This is a genomic window from Streptomyces sp. L500 (assembly GCF_054551825.1).
This window is the reverse complement of record NZ_JBTOLC010000002.1, coordinates 239,491-264,066: the sequence shown is the minus strand read 5'-3', so window position 1 is coordinate 264,066 and position 24,576 is coordinate 239,491. Positions and strand designations below refer to the sequence as shown.

Below are 24,576 nucleotides of genomic sequence, written 5' to 3'. Positions count from 1 at the left end.
GCCCGGCCCTCGGGGGCCCTCGGAAGGGGGCGACCCTCAGACGTCCAGGTCGACGACGACCGGGGCGTGGTCGGAGGCGCCCTTGCCCTTGCGCTCCTCGCGGTCGACGTAGGCGTCCTTGACGGCGCCGGTGAAGGACGCGTTGGCGTAAGCGAGGTCGATGCGCATGCCGCGGTTCTTCGGGAAGCAGAGCTGGCGGTAGTCCCAGTAGGTGTACGGGCGGTCGTACTTCAGGGGGCGGGGGACGACGTCCGACAGGCCCGCGTCGCGCAGGGCGGCGAGCGCGGCGCGCTCCGCGCGCGTCACGTGCGTGGCGCCCTCGAAGACGGCCGGGTCGAAGACGTCGTCGTCGGTCGGGGCGATGTTGAAGTCGCCGAGGACGGCGAACGGCCGCTCCCCCGTGGCGTCGGCCACGACCGCGTCGCGCAGGGCCTCCAGCCAGCGGAGCTTGTACGCGTAGTGGTCGTGGCCGACCTCGCGGCCGTTGGGCACGTAGACCGACCAGACGCGGACGCCGCCGCACGTCGCCGAGATCGCGCGGGGCTCCTGCGCGCCGTCGTACTCCGGGCCGCCGGGCAGACCGGAGACGACCTCCTCCAGGCCGACGCGGGAGAGCAGGGCCACGCCGTTCCACCGGCCGTCGGCGTTGACCGCGGACTCGTAGCCCAGGGCGCGCAGCTCGTCGGCGGGGAACTGCTCGGCGGAGCACTTGGTCTCCTGGATGCACAGCACGTCCGTGCCGCTGCTCTCCAGCCAGGCCAGGAGCCTCGGCAGTCGGGCGGTGATCGAGTTCACGTTCCAGGTGGCGATGCGCATGCGGCCACCCTAACGGCCGGGTGTGACAGTGCGGGGTGCGAGCGGATCCGCGCAGGTCAGAGGCCCGTCGGAGGTCCTCGTCAGAGCCGGACGCTCTGGCCGGCGGCCAGCCGGGAGTGCTCCGCCCCGGCGACGCCGGGGCCGTCCGGGCCGAGCATCCGGTCGTACACCGGCCGGGCGAGGTCGGTGAGGAGCGCGTCGTGGATGTCGATGGCGCGGCGCGGCTTGACCTCGCGGATGTAGTCGATGACGTCGGCGACCTTGTTCCAGGGGGCCATGACGGGGACCATCAGCGTCTCGACCGGCTGCCCGGGGAGGGTCAGCGCGTCGCCGGGGTGGAAGAGCGCGCCGTCGACGAGGTAGCCGACGTTGGTGATCCTCGGGATGTCCGGGTGGATCACGGCGTGCAGCTGCCCGTGCACCTGGACGTCGAAGCCGGCGGCGCTGAACGCGTCGCCCTCCCCGACGGTGTGCACCCGGCCGGGGAAGGCCGCCGAGACCTGCTCCGCGACGCTGCGCAGCGTCCACAGCTCGGCGGCCGGGTTGGCGTCCAGGGCGGCGCGCAGCCGCCCCTCGTCGAAGTGGTCCGGGTGCTCGTGGGTGACGAGGATCGCGTCCGCCCCGACGGCGGCGTCCGCCTCGCTGAACCCTCCCGGGTCGATGACGAGGGTGCGGCCGTCGTCCTTCTCCAGCCGGATGCAGGCGTGGCTCTGCTTGGTCAGCTTCATGGCCACCATCTTGCTACGCGTCCGTTTCCTCGGCGACGACGCGGCGGGCGACCTCGAAGGCCCGCCCGGCGGCGGGCAGACCGCAGTACAGGGACGCGTGCAGCAACGTTTCCTTTATCTCGTCCGGGCTCACGCCGCCGCGCAGGGCGGCACGGGTGTGCGTGGCCAGCTCGTCGAGGTGGCCGCCGGCGGTCAGCGCGCTGAGCGTGAGGAGGAACCGGGTCCGCCGGTCGAGCCCGGGCCGCGACCAGACGTCGCCCCAGGCGACGCGGGTGACGAGGTCCTCGTAGTCGGCGGAGAAGTCGCCGGGGTCGAGGTGCCGCGCGAGCGCGTCGCCCGCGCCGAGCACCTCGCGGCGCAGCCGCAGGCCGCGCGCGTGGGGGTCGCCTCCGGCGGGGTCGGCATGGCGCGCCGGGTCCTGTCCACCGCTTCCGCCAGCGCGGCCCGCGCCCGACGCGGCGTCCGCGTACGGATTTCCGCCGTCGACCGCACGTCGCGGCCCTGCCGGGGTATCCCCCTCACCGGGGGCCCGATCGCCGGAGCCGCCGACTCCGCCAGCGCGATCCCCGTCCGGGATGGCGGGGCGCTGCGGGTCGCCGCCGACGGACGGTCGGCCCGCGTCAGGACCGGTGACGCGCCCCTCGTCACGGGCCGGTCCTCCGATGCCATCGGCGCCGCCGACGCCACCGACGCCACGAGCACCGATGCGCACGGTGTCGGCGTACGACGCCCCACCGCCCCCGGCCCGGTCGCTTCCGCCAGCACGTTCCGTGATCCGGACGGTGTCGTTGTACGGGTTTCCGCTGTCGACCGCACGAACCGCGCCATCGTGGGTATCCCCCTTACCGGGGGCCCCATCACCGGAGCGCCCAACTCCGCCAGCGCGATCCCCACCACGCCCATCGTCCGTGGACGGACTCCCACTACCGCCGCCAGGGGCGCCCTCGCCGGTCCGACTGCCTCCGGCAGCGTCCTCCCCGCCGGGCCCGCCGTCCGCGTACGGGTTTCCGCTGCTGACCGGGGCACCGCCGTCGGGACGGCCGCCTCCGGCAGCACGGTCCTCACCGCGCCCACCGTCCGCGTACGGGCTTGCGCTGCCGACCGGGGTACCGGCGCCCGCCAGGACGCCGTCGCCGGACCCGCTGTCTCCGCCAGCGCGATCCACCCCACGCCCGCCGTCCACGTACGGATTCCCGCTGCCGGGTACGCCAGCCGCCCCCGTCGGGCCCGCTGTCCGGTACGGGTTCGCCCCGGGGCTCTCCACCGAGGCGGGCTCGGACGAGACCGGAGCCGCGGCCGGGACGGAGGCAGGGACAGGGGCGGAGACGGGGCCCGCAGCCGGCCGGGCTACCGGCCCCTGGGGACCCTGCGCGACGCCCTGCGGCCCCGGCACCCCCTGCGGCCCCGGCAAGTGCCGGGCCAAAAGGTCCGTCACAGCCGTGGGCTGTTCCACCGGGGCGAGGTGGCGGGCGCCCGGGACGACGGCGAGGCGGGCGTCGTGGATGCCCGCGACGAGGACGCGGGCGTCGGCGGCCGGGGTCACCTGGTCGTCCGCGCCGACGATGACCAACGCAGGCAGGTCGATGCGACCCAGCTCGGCGCGGACGTCGAACGCGGCGAGCGCCTCGCACGCCGCCTCGTAGCAGGCCATGTCGGTGGTCCGGACCATCTGGACGGCCCAGTCGACGATCGCCGGCTGGGCGCCCGCGAACGCGGGCGTGAACCAGCGTTCGGGTGCCGTCCGGGCCACCGGTTCGAGGCCGCCGGCCCGGACGTCGGCGGCGCGCATCCCGCCGCGCGGCGCGGCCTCGAAGTGCGCGGCGGAACCGACGACGGCGAGCGAGAGGAGCCGCCGCGGGTGGCGCAGGGCGAGGTCGGTACCCATGGCGCCGGAGACGCAGCAGCCCACGTACGCGAAGCGGTCGACACCGAGCGCGTCGAGCGTCGCCAGCAGCCGGTCGGTGAGCTCACCGACCGTGGCGGCGGGTTGCGCGGGGGCGCCACCGTGTCCCGGCAGGTCGAAGCGGATGACGCGCCGGCGGCGGGTCAGCTCGGGTATCTGCCGGTCCCACATGTGCCATGTAGTACCGAGGGCCGGGCCCAGGACCAGGACCGGGGCGTCTTCCGGCCCGTCAGAGCGGTATTGCAGGGTTTTGTTCATCGTCTCGCTCACCCGCTCACGCTCCCACATCTCACATCGCCGCCACGGTTGGGGGTGGGGAGACCTGCCGGACCCCCACGTCCGGCTTCGCATAGCAGCGCTTCGTGGCCGTCCATGACCTTTTAGGCCCGCTCGCCCGGTTGCCGCCCCTGGTTCGTCCGCGCGTACGTACCCGCGATCCTCATATGCCGTCTCCCTGACCAGCACTTTCTCGGCCGGCTTGGGCGGCCTTGCCCAAGCCGACGTCAGCCCAGGCCCGGGCTCCGGTCGCCGCCCTGAACGCGGCCGTCCCGGTGCGCCCACTTCGTCCACGCCTCGATGTCGTCCTCGGTGAGTTTGAAGCCACCCTCGGCATGCCTGCGGACAGCGCAGCCGATGTCCTCCCCGCCTCGGCGGCCGAGGGGGCCCACGGTGTGGCCCGGGCTCGCCGGCGAGCGGTGGCAAGGACGCTTGCTCCACCCTTTCGTGGGACAGCATTGTTCGATTCCTGGCGGCTAGCATTCCATGCACGCCGCCCATGAAATTTCATGACGGAATTTCACAAGGCCCCTGCCTGGGCATCTGCGCGGCGACGGGAAGGAAGCAGAGAAGTGAGATCCTCGAACAGAGAGGGAGTGTCCGCTATGCAGAACTTCACAAACGGCGTGCCCGCCGGCCTCATCCCCGGCAGTTGGGTGAAGAGCCGCAAGAGCGAGGCCAACGGCACATGCGTCGAGGTCCTGGGTCTCACCCAGGGGGGCGTGGCCCTGCGGAATTCAACCGATCCCAGCGGCCCCGCTCTGATCTTCACCATTGCCGAGATGGAAGCTTTCCTCGACGGCGCGAAGAATGGCGAGTTCGACGCCTTAGTCGCGAGCAACTAGCCGCCCAGAAGGGCAGGTTCAAGGCTCGCCGCTCCCCCGACGTGTCATCATGGGGCATATGACACCACGGTAAGGAGCACGCGTGTCCTCGGACTTGAATCCGATCGTCCGTCTGGCCCGGCCCTCCGGGCCAGACTGGACCACGACGGCAGCGAACATCATGCTGGGGCGCGCCGTCAGAGACCTGCGGGAAGGCGCGGGTCTCAAGCAGAAAGATCTGGCACACGGGATCCACGTTTCCATTCCCACGGTCCATCGCTTGGAGACCGGGGAGACCACTCCCGTACTGCGCACGGTCCAGGAAGTCATCAGATTCTTTGAGGTCGGTCCGCAGAAGCGGGACGAGCTACTGACGCTCTTCGCCCGGACCCAGGAGCCGGAGTGGTACCAGCACCGGTTCGCCGACTGCACGCCGTCCTACCTCCACCGGCTGCTCGGCCTTGAGTCGATGGCCATCCACATCACCACGTATGACGTGCGCCTGGTACCGGGGCTGCTCCAGACCCCGGGCTACACCGGCCAGATCGTTCGCACCGGTCTGCATCTGAGCGAGTGGGACGGCCCTGAGATGGAGTTACGCCTGGCGCAGCGACGGGAGCGTCAGCGGCGGGTGTTCGAGCAGGCGGATCCTCCGCGATGCGTCTTTCTGCTGGACGATTCCGTGCTCGGCCGGATGGCCGGAACCCGGACCATCATGCTTGAGCAGATGATCCACCTGCGCGAGATGGCCGATCTGCCGCACATCACGATCCGGTTCATCCTCTCGGACCGGATGATCGCGGGCAACGCGGCGGCGATGGCCGGCTCCATGGCCCAGCTGCAGTTCGGTCGCGGCGGCCTTCCGGACTTCGTGTATGCCGAGGGATACGAGAAGGCCGACTACTTCACCAAACCGCCCAGGGGTGCCGGAGGCTCGTCCAAACCTACGACACCTCGGCAGAACGACTACGAGCGACACTTACAGCTGTTGCTGCGCATCCAGGGCGAAGGGTGTGCATCGCCGACGGAGAGCCGGCGAATGCTGGACGAGAAGATCCGGCATTACTCGTAGCGGCTCACTCCACCTGCCTTCTGGCTTCGCGGGGTGGCACCCGTCCCAGCCCGCCGTACTCCGTCCATTCGATGCTGCGTTGGCGCTGCTGGAGTTCGGAATCAGGTCGCCAGTCGGTCACATCCAGGAGACCTGGTTCCTCCACGATGAGGTTGGCGAAGATCTCGTCCACGTCCGCCTTCTCGCGGACGCGTCCCCAGTTGTCGTGGGTCTGGACCCGCATGAGTTCGGTGACGCCATCGCGGACTTTCCGGTCATCGCTGACGAGTTGGCACACCACGACGAAGCTTCCCGGCACGAGCTTGTCGACGACGCGCTGGACCAGTTCCTTGGGACCGGCGCTGTCGGGCAGGCAGTGCAGCACGGAGATGAACAAGGCGGCTGTCGGCTTGGAGAAGTCGATGAGCCGGTTCAAGTCCGGGTGGGCGAAGATCGTGTCGGTGTCCGTCATGTTCACCGGCAGGATCGCGGTGTTGTTGTTCTCGTCGAGCAGCGACTGGCCGAGCGCCAGGACAACGGGGTCGTTGTCGATGTAGACGACATGCGACTCGGGGTCGACCTCCTGCGCGATCTGATGCACATTGCGCTGCGTCGGCAGACCGGAGCCGAAGTCGATGAACTGCCTTATCCCGTGCTCCTCGGCCAGTACGCGGACCACGCGCTGGAGGAACCAACGGTTGTTCAGTGCGATCTCACGCGATGTCGGTGCGACCTTCAGGAGTAACTCGCAGGCCTCCCAGTCGACTTCGTAGTTGTTACTGCCACCCAGCAGCCAGTCGTACATCCGTGCGGCGCTGGGCACCGACAGATCGACCACATTCCTCTGCTCCGCCAACGGACGTGTCCCCTCACTGGTTCCGTCGCGCTCAAAGTGAAGCCCACATCCTAGGAGGGCAGCACAGAGTGCACCACTGCCGGTACGGGTGACAAGTGGCGCACGGTGGCGAAAACTGAGGGACAGAGCAGCCCGCCGGGGAACGTGTGCGCGGGTGCGGATCGGGGATACGTCAGGGGTGCGTCAGGGGCGCCTCCCCGTGTCCAGATACGGAAGGGCTCGTCGGGCGGTACTGAGCCCGGCCTCGACAGCGGGAGGCTCCAGCCCCATGAGTTCGGCGGCCTCGTCTATTCCCAGGCCGAGCCGTCGGCAGAGCAGCACGCTGTCCGCGCTGCTCTCCGGCAGGCTGGAGTACAGAGCGACTATCCCCATGTCGCGAGGCGGGCCCAGGTCGGCCTGGCGGCTCACTTGGTATCGGAGTTCTTCCCAGACGTCGGCCGCGAGGCTTGGCCGGCTCAGCAGCCAGTCCCAGTGCCGGCGCGCGTGGGCCAAAGTGGAGCGCACCGCTGCCGACACATGGGTGTCCACCGGGAGTCTGGCGGTGACGTAGCGGATGTAGCGGGGCTGATTTCGTTCGGTGAAGGCGCTGAATCCGAGGTCTGCGGCAGCCAGAGCGGGTGCCGCTCGCTCGAGAGCGGGAGGCGGCGCGCCGGTGACTGGCACGCCCGGCCGAGAGGTAATGAGCAATGGGGCGCTCCTCACAGGCATGCGGGACTGGCGTTGCGGCCCTGGTACTCGATGCCGCCTGTCACAGCGGCAGGAGAAAGACCCGCGCCCTGATGAGCGCGGGACAGGTAAACCCCGGTTCTAGTTGCCCGAGTTCTGGTTGTCCGGGTTCTGGCTGCCCGGGTTCTGATTGCCCGAGTTCCAGGTGACGTTCACGCCGGCGTGCCAGGTGAAGCCGAGCATGGTCACGATGAAGGCCGACTCGGCCGGGTCAACGGCGGTACCTGTGACGAGGGTCCACGTGAGGACGAACCCGGCGATCGGCGCGCTCAGTCGGACCACCGCCTGACCGCCCGGGCCGTCGTGAGGCCCCACGGAGGCGATGTTGGGACTGGTACCGTGAAATTGCCCGGAGGGCGACTGAAGATGCCCTCGGCGAAGTGGTTCGAGCATTTGTTTGGTTCCTTCGGACTATTCGTTCCCGGGGTGGTGATAGCGCACTCCCCCGGGCGGGCCCTAGATGCGGCCTCTGCGACGAAACTACCGCGCGCGCTTGGGTGTTGAGGGGCATCAAGCCCCGCATGAAAACTCATTCTGTCGTACTAAAAATATCGATCAGAAGCCGCGGTTAAATGGTCGCGGTACGTTCCTCACCGCACTGTCCCGGCGGCGATGCGACTGTCAGGCTGAGGCGTGAGCGGTCTCGTCGGCGAAGGAGGCACGTCGTCCACCCGGCCGTCGGACCGACGTGTCCCCGTCACGGTGTGCGATACAGGCGGCTCGACGCCTTTGGCTCCGGAGTGGCGGCGCGGAACTGATCGGCTTCACCGGACTGTCCGTGCCCGAGCGGGAGACGGCACACCCGGTGTACGGCGGCTGCCCGCTGCGCGTTCACGCCATCGACCTCACCGAGTCCAGGCATGAACCGGCCGATCCGTCGATCACCACAGGACGGCCGGCCACCCTCCCTGCGCCCCCGGCACGTTGATCATGACGGGACGGATCGGGCCGAGCGCGGACGTCCGCGCGTCAGTTGAGGGTGGTGTCCCCGAGGGCCTCCAGTACCGACCGGAGGGCCTCGGCTGCATTCTCGACCAGGTCGCGGTCCACGTCGGCGAGCAGCCGCGCGCAGTTCGCCAGGTGGTCGGTGAAGACGGCCCGTGTGACCTCGTGCCCGTGCTCGGTGAGGTGGATCTTGACGGTGCGCCGGTCCTCTCCGTCGCGCACTCGTTTCACGAGGCCCTTGGCCTCCATCTTGTCGATGCGATTGGTGATCGTGCCGGAGGACACCATGGACGCCTTGAGGAAGGTCCCGGCGGTGAGGGCGTAGGGCGGCCCGGAGCGCTGCAGTGTGGCGAGGACGTCGAACTCACCGGCATCCAGGCCGTGTTTGGAGGCGTTCGCCTTGACCGCCTTCTCCACCACCACGGCCAGCCGCTGGACGTGCCCGAAGAGCTGCACCGTCCAGACTGTCGAGATTCTCAAGGCTGAACGACAGGCAGGAGCGCACGATGTCGTACCCGCAGCACCCCAAGTACCCCGCTCCCCGCTACCACGGAGACAGGGGCGAGGTGAACGCGTCCTTCCGCACCGCCGACACCCCGCCGGAGCTCACCTCGCCCCGCGGCGACGCCTACCACTACCTCGCCACGCACGAGTCGACCGGCGGCGAGTACGGCCTGTACAAGGTGGACCTGGCAGCGCGGGCCGCCGGTGCCAAGACCCACTTCCACAAGGCGATGTCGGAGTCCTTCTACGTCCTCTCCGGGCAACTGGAGCTCTTCAACGGCGAGAAGTGGGTGACGGGGCGCGCCGGTGACTTCCTGTACGTGCCCGTCGGCGGCCTGCACGCCTTCAAGAACGTGACGGACGAGCCCATGTCGATGCTCATGCTCTTCTCCCCGGGCGCCCCGCGCGAGGAGTTCTTCGAAAGGGTCGCGGAGATGTCACAGCGCGGCGGCGAGGAACTCAAAGAGTTCCGTGTCCGGCACGACAGCTACTTCGAGGAGGACTTCGAGGCGGGGACGGTGTAGCGGACTACCGCCGGCCGGAAGCAGTGCGGCGTCTTGAGGCCGACGACGACCTCGGAACCATCCCCCAAGTCGAGCTCGGGGGAAGTGCCGGCTCGACTCCGCATGGCGCCCTCATGAGCGTGCTGGGCGTCGCGGAGCCGCACCCCGCCGGAGAGGATCGCGGTGCGCGAGCTTAGTGGTCGGCTCCGGAAACCCTTCAGGAGCTGGGCACCGGCAAAACAGATGCCGCGGACCGCACAGCGACGTAATGTGTGATCTCGACTGCCGCCTATTACCTGGCCGTTGGTACGGCCACCGCTTCGGGAGGGCTTGATGGTTGCGGACATAGTCAGGACTTGGGTGGCGGGCTGGGCCGTGTCCCGGCGGACGCCCGCGCCTGTCGAGAAGCCCTGGGGGTTCTATGTAGAGGTGGTCGGCAACCCCGACGAAGTGGGACGCCATGTCCTGCCCGAGGCCGAGGAGTCGTTGGTCCGCGGCGCCGCGGCCTCGGTGTCCGTGCCGCGGACTTGGATGAAGATGCCCGCGGAGCCGGAGGAGATCGAGTCCTGGCTGCCCCAGGGGTGGGCCTGGGAGGAGAGCGGCCATCTGATGGCCGTTGACCTGATGGCCACGGACCCGGTCGCGCCTGAGGGGTACACCGCGACCGTGGAGACCATCGGAGCCGTCACCTACGCCTATGTGCTGGATGCGGCGGGCAAGCGGGCGGCCCAGGGGCAGATGGCATCCCTCGGGGAAGCCGTGGTCGTGGACCGGGTGGTGACCGAGGAGGCCCATCGTCGGCGCGGGCTGGGCAATTTCGTGATGCGTACGCTCACTGATCACGTCCTGGAGACGGGCGCCGTCCTCGGCGTTCTCGGTGCGACCGATGCCGGGCGCGCGCTGTACGAGACGCTGGGCTGGAAGAAGCACGCGACGCTGGCGGAGTGCGTCTACCGGCCCTGAAGCGGGAACACCGGCCGTACGCCGGGGGGGGAGCCGGTTTACTCAGAAGGGCCTGCGGGGCTGCCCCCTCGCCTCCGGCAGGACGCGCCACGCGGGTCAATCACGCCTACGGCCGGCCGTAGCGGCGCCCTGGCCACCAGGAACCACCATCCCGCTCAGAGTCGGCAGTGCATCACGTGCAGCCCGACGAGGCCGTGCTCGGGGTGGTCGAAGGCATCCGGTACGGTGCCGATCACTTCGAAACCCAGCGACTTCCACAGGTGCACCGCCGGGCCGTTGGCCTCCACGACCGCGTTGAACTGGATCCCGCGGAAGCCCTCCGCGCGGCTCCAGTCGAGGACGTGTTCGCCAAGGGCCCGCCCGATGCCCCTGCCCTGGTGGGCCGGGTCGACCAGGAACGAGGCGGTACCGATGTGGGAGCCGCGTCCGGGCCGGTTGGGGCCCATCTTCGCCGAACCCACGATCTCGCCCTCCGCCACGGCGACCACCGTGCGCCCCGGTGGGCGCTCCATCCACCACGGCCGCGCCTCCTCGAGGGTCTGCCCCTCGGGAAACGCGTACGTCCTGCCCTCGGCCATGATCACGGAGTAGAACCGGTAGATGCCGGGCCAATCCTCGTCAGAGGCTGTGCGGATCTCCATGCGCGGCAGCATACGCGCTCATCCGCAAAGGAACCGATCTTCCGGCTGGGCTACGGAGTCGTCGTGGAGATCACATACGCGCGGGGGCGGTTGGGGTTGTCCCAGTTGACGACGATCTCGAAGTTCGGCTTGGGCTTGTCGTGGGAGACGGCCGTGCCCCGCCAGTGGTGGTCTTCGGGGCCGAACTTCCAGCCGACGACGTCCGCCTCGTCCTTGTCGATGGTGACCTTGCCGGGCTGGAGTTCGGCGGAGGAGGTGCCGAGCTGCTCCAGCCAGTGGTCGAGCCTGTCGCCGGTGGTGGTGAACTGGAGGTACAGCGAGCTGGACTTCCACGAGTTGGTCTCGTAGTGGGCGACGTACGCGGCGCCCGGCGGCACCGTCATCCCGTAGATGCGGCGCTGCAGCCGGGACGGCCAGCCGGACTCCAGCCCGGTCTGGGCCGCTTCCTCGCGCTTGGACTCGCTGCCGCTGCGGCTCTGCATCGCGGAGATGTAGAGGTACCCGGCGGGGATGGCGACGAGCAGGAAGACGATCAGGGGTTTGACCCAGCGGGGGGCGCGCCGGGGCGCGCCCAGCGGTTCGCCGGGGGTGGTGAGCTGTTCGGGCTGCACGGCGGTCACCCCCGGCCTGCCCGCGCGTAGCGCTCGTAGCGCTCCACCCGGCGGCGGTTGGCACGGCGGAAGCGGCGGGCGACGAGGCGGGCGAGGTCGGCGGCGCCGACCATGCCGGCCTCGGGGCCCAGCTGGGCCTTGACGATGCGGGCCTCGGGGCGGTAGCCGCGGCCGGTGAGGTGGCGGCGGAAGGCGTCGCGGGCGGGGCCGATCAGCAGGTCGTCGGCGGCGCTGACGCCACCGCCGATGACGAAGCACGAGGGGTCGAGGGCGGCGGCGAGGTTGGCGATGCCGACGCCGAGCCACTGGCCGATGTCCTGGAGGAGCTCGACGCACATGGCGTCCCCGGAGCGGGCCAGCTCGGTGATCAGCGGGCCGGTGATCTCCTTGACGTTGCCGCCGACGCGGTCCATGATCCCGTACGCCACCGGGGACTCGGCCGCGGCGAGCTCCCGGGCCTCGCGGACGAGCGCGTTGCCGGAGCTGTACTGCTCCCAGCAGCCGCGGTTGCCGCAGGGGCAGCGGTGGCCGCCGGGGACGACCTGCATATGACCGAATTCGCCGGCGACGCCGAACTTGCCGCGCTTGACCTGGCCGTCCTCGAGGATGGCGCCGCCGATGCCCGTACCGAGGGTGATCATGACGAGGTGGTCCTCGCCCCGGCCGGCGCCGAAGCGCCATTCGGCCCAGGCGGCGGTGTTGGCGTCGTTGTCGACCATGACGGGCACGGCGAGGCGGCCGGCGAGGCGGTCGCGCAGCGGTTCGTTGCGCCAGGACAGGTGGGGGGCGAAGAGGACGCGGTTGCGGTCGGCGTCGACCCAGCCGGCGGCGCCGATGCCCACGGCGTGGACGTCGTGGCGGTCGGAGAGGTCGAGCACGAGCTCGACGATGGTGTCCTCGACGACCTTGGGGCTCTTGGACTTGTCCGGGGTCTCGGTGCGGAGCTTCTCCAGGATGTTGCCGTCGGCGTCCACGACGCCCGCCATCACCTTGGTGCCGCCGATGTCGATGCCGACCGTGGGGACGCGCGGGGCCGTGAGGTGCGAGCGCCGCTCGCGTGTGCCGACCGTGCGGAGCACGGTCGCTGTGGCGCTGCCCCGGTGTACCCGCTCGCGGTACATGCTCATCGCGGTCGTAGCCCCTGCGGTGGTCTCGTGAGGCCGTGGGCCTCGTGGATGCGGTCATGCGGTCATGCGGTCCTGGCCGATTGTGCCTCACTGACGGGTCACGACGCACAACGGCGCTGGTCACCCGGTTGTGGGCAATCGTCCCGTAAGGACGGAGGGCGGGCGCGTACGGTTCCCGCCGTCCGCGCCCGCCCGGTGTTCCACGAGGGGGTCAGCCGTCCTTCTCCGGCTTGCCCGCCTCCTCCGGCTCCGCCTCCTCCGACTCCGGCTCCGGCTCCGACTCCGGTTCCGCCTCCTCCGGCTCCGGCTCCGGCTCGATCCTTCTGCCGCCGATCACGTCCGGGCCCGGGGCCCGCTCCAGTTCGTGGCTGAGCTGGTCGAGCTCGCTGCCGCCCGCCATCTGCCGGGTGAGCTCGTCGAGCCCGATCCCGGACTTCGGGTGGCTGCCCGCCATGGCGCCCCGCTTGAGGAGGACGAAACGGTCGCCGACGAGGTAGGCGTGGTGAGGGTTGTGCGTGATCAAGACCACGCCGAGGCCGGCGTCCCGCGCGGCCGCGACGTACTTGAGGACGACGCCGGACTGCTTGACGCCGAGCGCCGCCGTCGGCTCGTCCAGGACGAGGACCTTCGCGCCGAAGTACACGGCGCGGGCAATGGCCACGCACTGGCGCTCGCCGCCGGAGAGGGTGCCGATCGGCTGGTCGACGTCGCGCAGGTCGATGCCCATGCGCAGGAGCTCCGCGCGGGTGGTCTCGCGCATCTTCCGCACGTCGAGGCGCTTGAAGGGGCCCGCGCCCGTCGTCGGCTCGGAGCCGAGGAAGAAGTTGCGCCAGACCGGCATCAGGGGGACGACGGCCAGGTCCTGGTAGACCGTGGCGATGCCGCGGTCGAGGGCCTCGCGGGGGGAGGCCAGCCGGGTCTCCTCGCCGTCGATCTCGAAGGAGCCGGTGTCGTGCTGGTGGAGGCCCGCGATGATCTTGATGAGGGTCGACTTGCCGGCGCCGTTGTCACCGAGGACGCAGGTGATCTCGCCCGGGTGGACCTCCAGGGAGACGCCCTCGAGCGCCCGGATGTTGCCGTAGAACTTGCTCACGTCGGTGAGCTTGACGAGTGCGGTCACTTGCTCGCCTCCGCGCGCTTGCGGACCCATGCGTTGAGCAGGGTCGCGAGGAGCAGCATGGCGCCGAGGAAGAACTTGAACCAGTCCGGGTTCCACTGCGCGTACACGATGCCCTTGCTGGTCATGCCGAAGATGAAGGCGCCGACCGCCGAGCCGATGGCGGAGCCGTAGCCGCCGGTCATCAGGCAGCCGCCGATGACGGCCGCGATGATGTAGAGGAACTCGTTGCCGACGCCCTCGCCGGACTGCACCACGTCGTAGGACATCAGGAGGTGCTGGCCGGAGATCCAGGCGCAGAAGGCGACGGCCATATAGAGGCCGATCTTGGTCTTGTTGACCGGGACGCCGACGGCCCGGGCGGCGTCAGAGCCGCCGCCGACAGCGAAGATCCAGTTGCCGACGCGGGTGCGCAGCAGGATCCAGGTGGCCAGGGCGACGAGGCCGAACCACCAGAGGATCGTCACCTGCAGGTCGACGCCGCCGACGGTGAGGTGGGAGGCGAAGACGGCGTGGGCGGAGCCGAAGCCTTCCATGTCACCGATGGTCTTGGTGGAGACGGTGCCGCTGATGAGCTTGGTGAAGCCCAGATTCAGGCCGGTGAGCATGAGGAACGTGCCGAGCGTGATGATGAAGCTCGGCAGTTTGGTGCGGGTGAGCATGAAGCCGTTGAAGAAGCCGATGGCCAGGGTCGTCAGCAGGGAGACCCCGACGCCGACCCAGACGTTCGCCGTCATCTGGTAGCTGAACATCGACGAGACCAGGGCGGAGGTCGTGACCATCACACCGGTCGACAGGTCGAACTCGCCGCCGATCATCAGCAGGGCGACGGGGACCGCCATGATGCCGATCGTCGAGGACGCGTACAGCACCGTGGAGAGGCTGGACGCGCGCAGGAAGCTGTCGGCGACGAACGAGAAGAAGAGGAAGACCGCCGCCGCGCCGACGACCGCGCCGAGCTCGGGGCGGCCGAGCATCCGGCGGAGCACGCCGCGGTGGACGAGCCGCTCGTCGGCCCGTGCGGTTGTCGCTGTACTCATCGGGTGCCCCGCTTCGTGTACTCGGCGAGGGTCTTCGCGTCGTCCTTGGTGACGATCTGCGGGCCGGTGAGGACCGGGCGGCCACCGCCGAGCATGTCGCGGTTGTACCGGTAGAGCCAGAGCAGGTCGACGGCCTCGTAGCCCTGGAGGTACGGGTCCTGGTCGACGGCGAAGCCGAGGGAGCCGTTCTGGAGGGCCTCGGCGACCTTGGCGTTGAGGTCGAAGGTGTCGACCTCGGCCTTGCCGCCGGCCTGCTGGGCGGCCTTGACGGCGGTGGGGGCGAAGGGGGCGCCGAGGGTGACGACGGCGTCGATGTCCTTGTCGGACTGGAGCTTCGCCTCGATGGAGGACTGCACGCTGGGCATGTTGGTGCCCTCGACGTAGAGGTTCTGCACCTCGCCCTTGAACGCCTTCTTCACGCCTTCGCAGCGCTGCTCGTGACCGACGTTGCCCTGCTCGTGGAGGACGCAGACGGCCTTCTTCTTGCCGCGCTGGTTGAGCTGCTCGCCGACGGCCTCGCCGGCGATGACCTCGTCCTGACCGATGTGGGTGAGCGCGCCGAACTCCTTGGACTTGTCGGAGCCCGAGTTCACGGTGATCACCGGGATGCCGGCCTTCACCGCCTTGGCGACGACGTCCTTCATGGCGTCGGGCTTGGCGAGCGTGACGATCAGGCCGTCGACCTTCTGGTCGATCATGGCCTGGACGTTCTGCGCCTGCTTGTTGCCCTCGACGTCGTGGGCGTAGAGGAATTTGATGTTGTCCTTGGCCGCCGCCTGCTTGGCGCCGTTCTGCACGATGTCCCAGAAGGTGTCGCCATCGCCCGAGTGGGTGACCATCGCGAAGGTCCACCGGGGGGTGTCGACCGCCGCCCGCCCCTGGGCGGCCTTGGCGGCCCGCTCCTCGGCGCGCTTGCCGCCCGTGCTGCTGCATCCAGCGAGTGTGGCGCCGAGCACCGCTGCCAGCACGGCACTCACCGCGCGTACGCCTGTCCGAACCCTTGCCACGAGGACTTGCCCTTCTCACTGTCTGTCACGGTGCGGCCGGACCCCTATCCCACGGGCCCAGCCGCCCAAGTATCCGTCACCATCCGTCACCGCTGTCGGCGGGGGCGCCGGGGCTGGTCTTTGTGGGTGGAGTTCTAGTGGCGTTCACCACACCCCGTCAAGCTTTTGTCAGAACATTCTTACGACAGAACAAGACAGGACGGGGCGGGGACGGCTAGGACCGCGCCAGGAGCTGGAAGTCGAACGCGTAGCGTGACGCCCGGTAGAGGTGCGAGGCGAACTCGACCGCGCGGCCGGTGTCGTCGAAGGTCGTCCGCTCCATCGTCAGCAGCGGCGCCCCCTCCGGCTCGGCCAGCAGCTCGCCCTCGGCGAGGCTCGCGGCGCGCGCCCCGATCGTCTGCCGGGCGCTGTGGAGGGTGATGCCGGCCATGCGCATCAGCCGGTAGAGCCCGGTGCGCTCCAGCGCCTCGTCGTCGAGGTCGAGCAGCCCGACGGGCAGGTGGTTGCGCAGGGCGGCCATCGGCTCGCCGTGCGCCAGGCGCAGCCGCTCCACCAGGAGGACGTCGGCCCCCTCGGCGACGCCGAGGGCGGCGGCGACCCGGGCCGTGGCGGGCTCGACGACGCGGCGCAGCACCCGGGTGGCGGGCTTCTGGCCGGCCTCCTCGAGGTCGTCGTAGAGGCTGCTGAGCTCCAGGGGACGTTTGACCTGGCTGTGGACGACCTGAGTGCCCACGCCCCGGCGGCGGACGAGCAGGCCCTTGTCGACGAGCGACTGGATGGCCTGGCGGACGGTGGGCCGGGACAGGCCCAGCCGTCCCGCGAGCTCGATCTCGTTGCCGAGCAGGCTGCCGGGGGCGAGCTCGCCCCGCTCGATGGCGGCCTCCAGCTGCTGGGAGAGCTGGAAGTAGAGCGGGACCGGGCTGCCCCGGTCGAGGGTGAACTGGAGGGGTTGGTGCGTGGCCACGGGGGGAGCGTAGTCGTGTGGCCTGATGTCGGGTAGTCCGGTGGTCCGGATGTCCGGACATCCGGACCACCGGGCCCTCGGGCGGGGCGGTCCGGTTCACCGCGCGCCGGTGGGGGCTTGTCGCGCCCACGCGGCGGCAGCCGCATATCGACACAGCCCCGCGCCCCTTACGGGGCGCCCCTGTCGGGGCGCCCCCTCAGAAGCGCACCGGCAAGTGGTGTGGGCCTCGCATCAGTAGGCCCTCGCGCCAGGTGAGGGCGTCGGGGTGGCTGTCGAGGGCCAGGTCGGGGCAGCGCTCCAGCAGGGAGCGGATGGCGATCCTCGCCTCCAGCCTCGCCAGGGGCGCGCCCACGCAGTAGTGGATGCCGTGGCCGAAGGCGACGTGGCCGCGGGCGTCGCGGTGGATGTCGAAGCGGCCGGATTCCTCGAAGCGGGCCGGGTCGCGGTCGGCGTCGGACAGGGCGGCGAGGACGAGCTCGCCCCCGCCGGGGATGACGGTGCCGCCGATCTCCAGGGGCTCGGTGGTGAAGCGGAAGGTGGAGGTCTCGACGGGGCCGTCGTAGCGCAGCATCTCCTCGACGGCGCCTTCGAGGAGCCCGAAGTCGGCACGCAGGTCGGCGAGCTGGCCGGGGTGGCGCAGCAGGGCGAGGACGCCGTTCGATATGAGGTTGACGGTCGTCTCGTGGCCGGCGACCAGCAGGATCCAGGCCATGCCGAGGAGCTCCTCGGACGAGAGCCGGTCGCCGTCCTCGTCGGTGGTGCGGATCAGGGCGCTGAGCAGGTCGTCGCCCGGCTTCTCCCGTTTGGCGGCGACGAGGTCCCGCAGATAGACGCCGACCTCCTCGGCGGCCTTGAGCTTCGCCTGGGGCGGCTCCGCGCCGATGGCGGTGTTCGACCAGTGGCGGAAGGCCGCCCGGTCGAGGTCGGGCACGCCGAGCAGCTCGCAGATGACGCTCATGGGCAGCGGGAAGGACAGCGCCTCGACGAGGTCGGCGCGGCGGTCCGGGGCGGCCAGCATGGTGTCGAGGAGCTCGTCGGTGAGCTGCTGGACGCGCGGGGCCATGGCCTCGACGCGGCGCGCGGTGAACTCCTTGGCGACCAGCTTCCGCAGCCGGGTGTGGTTCGGCTGGTCGGTGATGAGCATGTGCGGGCCGGCGGCGACGGGCGGCAGGGCCATGTCGGGCGCCGCGTTCCTCCAGTCCTTGGAGAGGGTGGGGTCGTTGAGGGCGGCGCGTACCTCGTCGTAGCCGACGACGAGCCAGCAGACCGCCCCCTCCGGCATCCGTACCCGGTGGACGGGGCCCCGCTCGCGCAGGGCGGCGTAGACCCGGTAGGGATCCCGGGCCAGTTCCGCGCCCATCGCCGCCAGATCGACCGTCCCGTCCCGCTCTTCCGCCACTGCTGTCACGGCTACCCCCCGGCACGTCGGCATGTTGTTCGACTCGCTCACCCTACGCGCGGGTAGGGCCGACCGCCATCGGCCGTGCGGACGAGTCCGGCACACCGTCAAGCGGGGTCGGTACGAAGGTGGTTGACCTCCGTCCGACGGGCCGTCACCAGTGGCGGCCCTCGGGGAGCTCCGTCAGGTGGGGGTGCGACAGGTGCAGCACCTCGTAGCGCTCGGCGCGCTCGTCCTCGCCCGGCGGAACGGAGTGCTCCCACAGCGTGAAGCGCAGCAGCTGCCAGTGGCGGGGGTCGAAGGCCAGCGCGGTGGTGTGCGCCCCGGCCCGGCCGGCGAGCTCGTCCAGCTCGCCGAGCGCGTCCGCCACCACGGTCGCGGGGTCGGCGTCGGCGGGCATCGGGGTCAGCAGCCGGGAGGCGGCGCGCGGCGCGGCGGACCGGGCCGGGCCCGCCTGGCAGGCGATGCCGGTCCAGTGGTGGACGGCCGGGCGGCCGAAGGAGGCGACGATGCCCTGGAATCCCCCGCCGCCGACCAGGAACTCGCCCATCGCGCCGACGCCGTCCCAGAGGTAGAAGGGGGCGTACTGGTTGACCGGCGAGCCGTCGACTCCGCGTTCCCGGATGACGTAGGCCTTCAGCCCCAGCCCCGCGCGGTCGTCGAGGACGTGGGCCCGGGCCGCCACCCGCTCCCGGATGGTGGTCATGTCGTAGTCGGCGGGCAGGGTGATCTCGTACTGCATGGCGTACATGGCGGCTCTTTCCCTCAGTCGGCTCGGCGCCCGGTGGTGGTGTGCGCTGCGAGCAGTCCCAGGACGCCGTCGACGGCCCGCCGGAAGGGCTCCTCCGATCCGGCGGCGCGGGCGAGGACGTAGCCGCCCTGGAGGACGGCCACCACGGTCGAGGCGGTGTCGACGGGGTCGAGCCCGGCATCGAGCTCACCGTGGTCCCGGCCCTCGGCCAGCACGTCCGCGATCCGGCCCCGCAGCCAGGCGAACGTCTCGTCGACGGGTGCGCGCAGCACGGGGTCGGCCATGACGTCGGGGTCCTGGGTGAGCCGGCCGACGGGGCAGCCCTTGAGGACCTCCCGCTCGCGCCGCAGATACGCCGTGACGCGCTCGACGGCCGTGCCGGGCGCGGCGAACCGCTCCTCGGCGGCGGCCCGGAGCTCCTCGGCGGTGCGCCGGATCGCGGCGAGGGCGAGGTCGGGCTTGCCGGAGAAGTGGTGGTACATGCTGCCCTGGCCGGCGCCGGCACGCTGCTGGATCGCCTTGGGGCTCGTACCGACGTAGCCGCGCTCCCACAGGAGTTCGCGGGTGCTCTCGATGAGGCGTTCCGGGGTGCTCATGATCCCAGTGTACATACCAGTAGGTACAACTGATCTTGAGGGGACGCCGGAGCCCCGTCACCGCGCATCGGTGACGGGGCTCCTTGACGCGAGCGAGAAGCGAGAGCGAAAGGGATCAGCAGGAGAAGTCGACGAGGTCGAAGCTCCGGTAGTGGTCGGCCGTGTAGTAGTCCTCGTGCGCGTTCCTGCCGGCGATGACACGGCGGGCGCCGCGGTCCGGGGAGCCCGGGGTGATGACGGTGTACTCGTGGTAGTAGCCGCTCGACTGCTTGGGGAGGACGCCCTCGCGGTTCGAGAAGACGATCCCGTCCCGCGGGTACGGGAAGGGGCCGCCCTGGTCGATCAGCCGGATGGTGTCGTGGGCCTGGGAGGGCAGCTCCGAGTAGCAGATGTCGCCGACGGACTGCACGCCCGTCACCGAGGGAGCGGCCGACGGGGCGGCCACGGCGGGGGTGCCGAAGAGCAGGGTGCCGGCGACGGCGGCGAGGGCGCCGAAGCGCACGAGACGATGGGGGGTTGTCATGGACATCAGGATGGCCGGGCGGCGGTATGACATGTCAACGCCAATCTTCTGATGTTTCCTTGACGTTCATCACGTTGACGGGGGCAGATCGCCTGTGTCCACGCCGCCACGCACGAAGACGGAAAACGAGAAGATTTTGCCCTTGAGGCAAAAGTTTTGCCCCGTGGGCAAGAGCGGGTCTATACCGGAACCATGAGTTCGCTGCCCGACCCCCAAGAAGGCCCCCACGAGGTGACCGAACTGCCCGCCGTGGCCCCGCGACTGCGCGCGCTGCGCAGGCGGAGCGGGCTGACGCTGGAGGCCGCCGCGGCCCGGGTGGGCCTGTCGCCCGCGCATCTGTCGCGGCTGGAGACCGGACGGCGCACGCCGTCCCTCCCCATGCTGCTGGCGCTGGCACGGACCTACGGTACGACCGTATCCGACCTCCTGGGCGAGGTGCCCGCCGAGCTCGACCCGATCGTCCGCGCCGACCGTATGGAGCCGCAGGAGGCGGGCGGCTGGACCTACTGGCGGGCCGGCGGCTCGGGCCGCGCCATGCAGGCGCTGCGGCTGCACGTGCCGCAGGGCCGGGACAGCCAGGAGGAGCTGGTCCGCGTCCACCCGGGCGAGGAGTGGCTCTACGTCACCCGGGGACGGCTCCGGCTGTCGCTGGGCGGTACCACCCACCTGCTCGACGCCGGTGACGCCGCCCACTTCGACTCCCTCACCCCCCACCGCATCGCCGCCGCGTCACGCGGCGGGGTGGACCTGCTGTTCCTCCACACACTGCTCCAGAGCGGCGCCGCCGAGCTGTGCCTCGGCGCGACGTCACCGACCCAGAGGGGAATCCGATGAGCGACAACGCGACGGAAGCGACGGGCTCCACGGGCGCGAAGCGGTTCCGCGAGGAGGACCGGGCCCCGATGGGCATGACGTTCCGGGTCTTCATCTACCTCGTCGCCGTCCACTTCATCGTGGCCTTCTTCTTCCTCCTCTTCTATCTCGGCGGAGCGAAGTGACCCGGCGGGCGAAGTGACCCGGCGGGCGGGGCAGCCCTGGCTACCCTGGTCCCATGGCCCGTACAGCCCGGCAAGTCCTCGACGAAGCGACGCGCGAGCTGGCCCCGGAGGCGGGGGCGAACCGTCTGGTCCCGCTGATCGCGGCGGGCGACGCCCCCGTGGCCGCCGTCGCCGCCTTCGCCCTCGAACAGCACCACGTCATCGCCTCCGACGCCCGCAGCTTCCTCCACCTCGCCGAACGGGCGGCCCTGCTGCGGCAGCCCGCCGTCGCCGCCTTCTTCGACCACCTCGCCCGGGACGAGTCCCGGGCACTGGCCTGCCTCGGCCCCCTCGCGACCGCCTGCGGGCTGGACGAGGCGGCGGTGCGGGAGCACGAGCCGCGCGCCGGCTGCCAGGCGTATCCGGCGTACGCGGCCTGGCTGGCGCTGGGCGCCGAGCCCGTCGACGTGGTCGTGGCCCTGTGCGCCAACTTCGCGGCCTGGGGCGACTACTGCGCCACGGTGGGCCGGGCCCTGCGCGAGCACTACGGCTTCGACGACGAGGCGTGCGGCTTCTTCGACCTGTTCGCCGCGCCCGACCCCGAGGGCGCCGAGCGCGCGCTGGCAGCCGTGGGAACCGGCCTGGTGGACGGCCGGCTCACGGAACGGCTGGCGCGCCGTTACGGCCGTCTGCTCCAGGACTATGAACTGATGTTCTGGGCTACGCTCGCGGCATGCTGAACTACCGTTCGGCGCAAGCCGACGAGCTGGCCCGTGTCGACGCGCTCGACAACTCCTTCACCACGGACTCCGTCATCGTGGTCACCGCCTCGGACGACGGCTTCCGCCTGCGCACGGTGCGGGTGAGCCCCCCGCTGCGCAAGGTCTACCCGGACGACGAGGACGAGGACGACCGCCCCCGCGAGACCGTCGTCGCCCAGGACGGCGCGGAGCTGTGCGGCGCGATCACCTTCGCGTACGAGTCCTGGAACCGCAGGCTGTTCGTCGCCGACGTCCGGGTCGCCCCCGGCCGCCGGGGGCAGGGCATAGGCCGCGGCCTGATGGACCGCGCCCTCGCGCGCGGCCGTGAACTGGGCGCCCGGACGGCCTGGCTGGAGGTGACGAGCGTCAACGCGCCCGCGATCCAGGCGTACCGCCGCATGGGGTTCGCGGTGTGCGGGCTGGACACCACCCTCTACCGGGGGACGGCGGCGGAGGGCGAGACGGCGCTGTTCATGAGCCGCACGCTGGCCTGACGCCTAGCCGGCCTGACGCCTAGCCGACCGCCAGCCCCCGCGCGCCCTCCTCCGTCAGCGAGCCGTGGACGCGCAGCCGCGCGATGCCCCCGTCGGGGAAGATGTCCACCCGGACGTGGGTGGCGACGGCGGGACGGTCCAGGACGAAGCGGTGGACGGTGTCCGGCTCCAGCCGGGTCCTGGGCAGCAGTTCCCGCCATCCGGTGGTGTGGTCGGCGGGGTCGGCGCCCGTGGCGGCGTCCAGGACGGACAGGGCCGCCCACCCGGCCGCGTTGCCCTTGTAGCAGCCGGTGTCGATCTCCACGGCCCGGAGGGACGCCTGCCCGGTGAGCCGGTAGCGCACCCAGTCGTGGCCGCGGTCGCGGCGGCGGCGGGTCTCCCAGCCGTCGTCCATCTTGCGGGAGCGGCCCGGGTGGATGGCGTTCGCCGGGGACGAGTAGAAGCGGTCGGAGGCGTCCTCGGCGTGCCCGCCGTTCTCCAGCGCGGCGAGGTCGAAGGTGCCCAGCGCCGTCAGCCAGGCGGGGTCGGGGGCGGCCTCGCCGTGGACCCTCAGCCGGGCTATGCCCCCGTCGGGGAACTGACTGAGTCTCAGGTGGGTGAAGCGCTCCCCGCCCCCGACGGCGAAGCCGTTGGCGGCGTGCCCGCCGACGGGGGTGCGGGGGACGAGGACCGTCCACTTCACCTCGTCGGAGAGCAGGTCGGCGGGGGACGGCGAGCCGGGCAGCGAGGCGCCCTCCACGCCGACGGCGTGCGGGTGGTTGCCGCGGAAGTGGGCGGTGTCGACGATCACGCCCCGGACGACGCCGGGCACGCCGAGCCGGACGATCGCCCAGTCGTGGTCCTCGTCCGAGGGGTGCGGTTCGCCGGCCGTGGCGCCGCGCCGGCGGCGGGTCTCCCAGCCGTCCATGACCTTGCCCTTGTGGCCGAAGAGCGCGGGGTCGAAGTGCGGTGCCTCCGGTTTGACCAGGTTCTCGCGCTCGGCGAAGAACTCGTCGTTGGCGGCGATCACCGAGCCGCCCAGCCGGCGGTCGGCGAGGTCGGGGAGGCGGGTGAAGGGGAAGTCGGCGGTCCGGTAGTCGGCGTAGGGGTCGCCGCCGGTGTACGGGGCGGCGCCGCCGGCGAAGGAGGGAATGCTCATCAGCGCTCCAGGAGTCGGCCGGTGGATGCGGTGAGGGAAGTGGGGGTGCCGTGGTCGGCCACCTTGCGGCCGCGCAGCCACGTGGACCGGACGACGCCGGTCAGGGTCCGGCCCGCGTAGGCGGTGACGGGGTTGCGGTGGTGGAGTGCGGCCGCGTCGACGGTGAAGGTCTCGTCGGGGGCGAGGACGGCGAAGTCGGCGTCCCGGCCCGCCTCGACGGCGCCCTTGGCGGACAGGCCGGCGAGGGCAGCGGGGGCGGTGGACATCCAGCGGGCCACGTCGGCCAGGGTGCGGCCGCGCCGCCGGGCCTCGGTCCAGACGGCGGGCAGGCCCAGCTGGAGGGAGGAGATGCCGCCCCAGGCTTCTGCGAAGTCGGGGACCTTGAGGTCGGCGGTGCAGGGCGAGTGGTCGGAGACGACGCAGTCGATGACTCCGTCGGCCAGCCCGGCCCACAGGGCGTCCCGGTTGGCGGCCTCGCGGATCGGCGGGCAGCACTTGAACTCGGTGGCCCCGTCCGGCACTTCCTCGGCGGCCAGGGTCAGGAAGTGCGGACAGGTCTCGGCGGTGATCCGTACGCCCTCGGCGCGGGCGGCGGCGATCAGGGGCAGGGCGTCGGCGGAGGACAGGTGCAGTACGTGGACGCGGGTGCCCCGGCGGCGCGCGACGTCGACGAGCGCGGCGATCGCCTCGTGCTCGGCGGCGCGCGGCCGGGAGGCGAGGAAGTCGGCGTAGCGCGGGCCGCCGCGCTGCGGGGCCCCGGCCAGCCGGTCCGGGTCCTCGGCGTGGACGATCAGCAGGGCGTCGAGCTCGGCGATCCGGGTCGCGACGGCGTCCAGGTCGTGGCGGTCCAGGTGGGGGAACTCGTCGACGCCGGACGGGGAGAGGAATGCCTTGAAGCCGAGGACGCCGGCGTCGTGCAGGGGGCGCAGGTCGTCCAGGTTGCCGGGCAGCGCACCGCCCCAGAAGCCCACGTCGATGTGGGCCCGGCCCCGGGCCACGGCCTGTTTGACGCGCAGGTGGGGCACGGTGGTGGTGGGCGGGATGCTGTTGAGCGGCATGTCGACGAGCGTGGTGACCCCGCCGGCGGCGGCCGCCCTGGTGGCGGTCGCGAAGCCCTCCCACTCGGCCCGGCCGGGGTCGTTCACGTGCACATGGGTGTCGACGAGACCGGGCAGGATGACGTCGTCGCCCAGTTCCTCGACGGGGGTTCCCGGGGGCGGCTCGGTCCCGTGGGGCAGGACCTCGGCGATCCGGCCGCCGGTCACGGCGACGGCGGCGGCGCGCACGCCCTCCGGGGTCACCACTCGTGTCGAACGCAGCAGCCAGTCCACCGTC

27 protein-coding genes and 3 pseudogenes are annotated in these 24,576 nt (G+C 71.1%); 9 read left to right on the top strand and 21 right to left on the bottom strand.

What is annotated here, in order from left to right; translation table 11 throughout:
• Positions 1-36 precede the first annotated feature (36 nt).
• From ACX9I7_RS04105 to ACX9I7_RS04090, 4 genes and pseudogenes are all read right to left on the bottom strand, one after another.
• Entirely contained in the window at positions 37-816 is a 780-nt protein-coding gene (locus ACX9I7_RS04105) for an exodeoxyribonuclease III (RefSeq protein WP_459386509.1), read from the bottom strand.
• 80 nt (positions 817-896) lie between these two features.
• On the bottom strand, positions 897-1,544 hold the full coding sequence (locus ACX9I7_RS04100; RefSeq protein WP_189448643.1) for an MBL fold metallo-hydrolase: 648 nt from the start codon (positions 1,542-1,544) through the stop codon (positions 897-899).
• Between the two features lie 13 nt (positions 1,545-1,557).
• A pseudogene (locus ACX9I7_RS04095) lies at positions 1,558-1,824 on the bottom strand (carboxymuconolactone decarboxylase family protein); the annotation flags it as partial.
• 957 nt (positions 1,825-2,781) lie between these two features.
• Positions 2,782-3,717 (bottom strand): annotated as a pseudogene (locus tag ACX9I7_RS04090) (alpha/beta fold hydrolase); the annotation flags it as partial.
• A gap of 611 nt (positions 3,718-4,328) precedes the next feature.
• Between ACX9I7_RS04090 and ACX9I7_RS04085 the strand changes: the two are divergent.
• Together ACX9I7_RS04085 and ACX9I7_RS04080 are read left to right on the top strand one after the other, a co-directional pair.
• Positions 4,329-4,568 carry a DUF397 domain-containing protein gene (locus ACX9I7_RS04085; protein WP_387571388.1) on the top strand — a complete coding sequence of 80 codons (240 nt, stop codon included), beginning with the start codon at positions 4,329-4,331 and terminating at the stop codon, positions 4,566-4,568.
• Positions 4,569-4,650: 82 nt separating this feature from the next.
• On the top strand, positions 4,651-5,619 hold the full coding sequence (locus ACX9I7_RS04080; RefSeq protein WP_459386508.1) for a helix-turn-helix domain-containing protein: 969 nt from the start codon (positions 4,651-4,653) through the stop codon (positions 5,617-5,619).
• A gap of 4 nt (positions 5,620-5,623) precedes the next feature.
• Here ACX9I7_RS04080 and ACX9I7_RS04075 read toward each other — a convergent pair whose 3' ends face one another.
• The 3 genes from ACX9I7_RS04075 to ACX9I7_RS04065 all read right to left on the bottom strand — a co-directional run bounded on the left by ACX9I7_RS04075 (position 5,624) and on the right by ACX9I7_RS04065 (position 7,495).
• Positions 5,624-6,436, bottom strand: coding sequence for an SAM-dependent methyltransferase (locus ACX9I7_RS04075; protein WP_459386507.1), 813 nt, complete (start codon positions 6,434-6,436; stop codon positions 5,624-5,626).
• 201 nt (positions 6,437-6,637) lie between these two features.
• On the bottom strand, positions 6,638-6,826 hold the full coding sequence (locus tag ACX9I7_RS04070; protein ID WP_387571397.1) for a sigma factor-like helix-turn-helix DNA-binding protein: 189 nt from the start codon (positions 6,824-6,826) through the stop codon (positions 6,638-6,640).
• 435 nt (positions 6,827-7,261) lie between these two features.
• Positions 7,262-7,495 (bottom strand): hypothetical protein, encoded by a 234-nt coding sequence (locus tag ACX9I7_RS04065; RefSeq protein ID WP_459386506.1) that lies wholly within the window; start codon positions 7,493-7,495, stop codon positions 7,262-7,264.
• Between the two features lie 466 nt (positions 7,496-7,961).
• Here ACX9I7_RS04065 and ACX9I7_RS04060 point away from each other — a divergent pair.
• A pseudogene (locus ACX9I7_RS04060) lies at positions 7,962-8,033 on the top strand (GNAT family N-acetyltransferase); the annotation flags it as partial.
• Positions 8,034-8,149: 116 nt separating this feature from the next.
• On the opposite strand, the gene ACX9I7_RS04055 reads toward ACX9I7_RS04060, so the two are convergent.
• Positions 8,150-8,605, bottom strand: a complete 456-nt coding sequence (locus ACX9I7_RS04055) for a MarR family winged helix-turn-helix transcriptional regulator (RefSeq protein ID WP_459386505.1) — start codon at positions 8,603-8,605, stop codon at positions 8,150-8,152.
• A gap of 26 nt (positions 8,606-8,631) precedes the next feature.
• Here ACX9I7_RS04055 and ACX9I7_RS04050 point away from each other — a divergent pair, with 26 nt between their 5' ends.
• The gene (locus ACX9I7_RS04050; RefSeq protein ID WP_459386504.1) at positions 8,632-9,153 is read left to right on the top strand and encodes a cupin domain-containing protein; all 522 of its coding nucleotides are present in this window, start codon (positions 8,632-8,634) and stop codon (positions 9,151-9,153) included.
• Between the two features lie 312 nt (positions 9,154-9,465).
• Entirely contained in the window at positions 9,466-10,095 is a 630-nt protein-coding gene (locus ACX9I7_RS04045; protein ID WP_459386503.1) for a GNAT family N-acetyltransferase, read from the top strand.
• A gap of 155 nt (positions 10,096-10,250) precedes the next feature.
• Here ACX9I7_RS04045 and ACX9I7_RS04040 read toward each other — a convergent pair whose 3' ends face one another.
• The 11 genes from ACX9I7_RS04040 to ACX9I7_RS03990 all read right to left on the bottom strand — a co-directional run bounded on the left by ACX9I7_RS04040 (position 10,251) and on the right by ACX9I7_RS03990 (position 19,871).
• On the bottom strand, positions 10,251-10,736 hold the full coding sequence (locus ACX9I7_RS04040; RefSeq protein WP_392754214.1) for a GNAT family N-acetyltransferase: 486 nt from the start codon (positions 10,734-10,736) through the stop codon (positions 10,251-10,253).
• A 50-nt stretch (positions 10,737-10,786) separates the two neighbouring features.
• Positions 10,787-11,347, bottom strand: coding sequence for a hypothetical protein (locus ACX9I7_RS04035; RefSeq protein ID WP_387571413.1), 561 nt, complete (start codon positions 11,345-11,347; stop codon positions 10,787-10,789).
• A 5-nt stretch (positions 11,348-11,352) separates the two neighbouring features.
• The gene (locus ACX9I7_RS04030; protein ID WP_126916654.1) at positions 11,353-12,474 is read right to left on the bottom strand and encodes an ROK family glucokinase; all 1,122 of its coding nucleotides are present in this window, start codon (positions 12,472-12,474) and stop codon (positions 11,353-11,355) included.
• A gap of 211 nt (positions 12,475-12,685) precedes the next feature.
• On the bottom strand, positions 12,686-13,624 hold the full coding sequence (locus tag ACX9I7_RS04025; protein WP_459386502.1) for an ATP-binding cassette domain-containing protein: 939 nt from the start codon (positions 13,622-13,624) through the stop codon (positions 12,686-12,688).
• Positions 13,591-14,631 (bottom strand): ABC transporter permease, encoded by a 1,041-nt coding sequence (locus ACX9I7_RS04020; protein WP_189448666.1) that lies wholly within the window; start codon positions 14,629-14,631, stop codon positions 13,591-13,593. Before ACX9I7_RS04020 ends, ACX9I7_RS04025 begins: the two co-directional genes overlap by 34 nt.
• On the bottom strand, positions 14,628-15,638 hold the full coding sequence (locus ACX9I7_RS04015; protein ID WP_452672836.1) for a sugar ABC transporter substrate-binding protein: 1,011 nt from the start codon (positions 15,636-15,638) through the stop codon (positions 14,628-14,630). Before ACX9I7_RS04015 ends, ACX9I7_RS04020 begins: the two co-directional genes overlap by 4 nt.
• Before the next feature lie 214 nt (positions 15,639-15,852).
• Entirely contained in the window at positions 15,853-16,602 is a 750-nt protein-coding gene (locus ACX9I7_RS04010; protein ID WP_387571423.1) for a GntR family transcriptional regulator, read from the bottom strand.
• A 196-nt stretch (positions 16,603-16,798) separates the two neighbouring features.
• Complete coding sequence (locus tag ACX9I7_RS04005) at positions 16,799-18,034, bottom strand: cytochrome P450 family protein (protein ID WP_387572146.1); 1,236 nt, start codon at positions 18,032-18,034, stop codon at positions 16,799-16,801.
• Positions 18,035-18,155: 121 nt separating this feature from the next.
• Positions 18,156-18,752 carry a DUF4865 family protein gene (locus ACX9I7_RS04000; RefSeq protein ID WP_387571426.1) on the bottom strand — a complete coding sequence of 199 codons (597 nt, stop codon included), beginning with the start codon at positions 18,750-18,752 and terminating at the stop codon, positions 18,156-18,158.
• A 14-nt stretch (positions 18,753-18,766) separates the two neighbouring features.
• A complete protein-coding gene (locus ACX9I7_RS03995) occupies positions 18,767-19,348 on the bottom strand; it encodes a TetR/AcrR family transcriptional regulator (protein WP_459386501.1) in 582 nt (193 codons plus the stop codon).
• 115 nt (positions 19,349-19,463) lie between these two features.
• The gene (locus tag ACX9I7_RS03990; RefSeq protein WP_387571432.1) at positions 19,464-19,871 is read right to left on the bottom strand and encodes a guanyl-specific ribonuclease; all 408 of its coding nucleotides are present in this window, start codon (positions 19,869-19,871) and stop codon (positions 19,464-19,466) included.
• A 192-nt stretch (positions 19,872-20,063) separates the two neighbouring features.
• On the opposite strand from ACX9I7_RS03990, the gene ACX9I7_RS03985 reads away from it, so the two are divergent.
• The 4 genes from ACX9I7_RS03985 to ACX9I7_RS03970 are packed head-to-tail and all read left to right on the top strand — an operon-like array spanning position 20,064 to position 22,103.
• A complete protein-coding gene (locus ACX9I7_RS03985) occupies positions 20,064-20,705 on the top strand; it encodes a helix-turn-helix domain-containing protein (protein WP_387571434.1) in 642 nt (213 codons plus the stop codon).
• Entirely contained in the window at positions 20,702-20,869 is a 168-nt protein-coding gene (locus ACX9I7_RS03980; protein ID WP_386727805.1) for a DUF6126 family protein, read from the top strand. The genes ACX9I7_RS03985 and ACX9I7_RS03980 overlap by 4 nt, the downstream gene beginning before the upstream one ends.
• Before the next feature lie 53 nt (positions 20,870-20,922).
• Positions 20,923-21,588 (top strand): transcriptional regulator, encoded by a 666-nt coding sequence (locus tag ACX9I7_RS03975; RefSeq protein ID WP_459386500.1) that lies wholly within the window; start codon positions 20,923-20,925, stop codon positions 21,586-21,588.
• Positions 21,582-22,103 carry a GNAT family N-acetyltransferase gene (locus tag ACX9I7_RS03970; protein WP_459386499.1) on the top strand — a complete coding sequence of 174 codons (522 nt, stop codon included), beginning with the start codon at positions 21,582-21,584 and terminating at the stop codon, positions 22,101-22,103. The genes ACX9I7_RS03975 and ACX9I7_RS03970 overlap by 7 nt, the downstream gene beginning before the upstream one ends.
• Before the next feature lie 19 nt (positions 22,104-22,122).
• Here the strand turns inward: ACX9I7_RS03970 and alc are convergent, their stop codons facing one another.
• Both alc and allB read right to left on the bottom strand, forming a co-directional pair.
• On the bottom strand, positions 22,123-23,241 hold the full coding sequence (gene alc / locus ACX9I7_RS03965; RefSeq protein ID WP_459386498.1) for an allantoicase: 1,119 nt from the start codon (positions 23,239-23,241) through the stop codon (positions 22,123-22,125).
• Positions 23,241-24,572, bottom strand: a complete 1,332-nt coding sequence (gene allB / locus ACX9I7_RS03960; protein ID WP_459386497.1) for an allantoinase AllB — start codon at positions 24,570-24,572, stop codon at positions 23,241-23,243. The genes alc and allB overlap by 1 nt, the downstream gene beginning before the upstream one ends.
• Between the last annotated feature and the right edge of the window lie 4 nt (positions 24,573-24,576).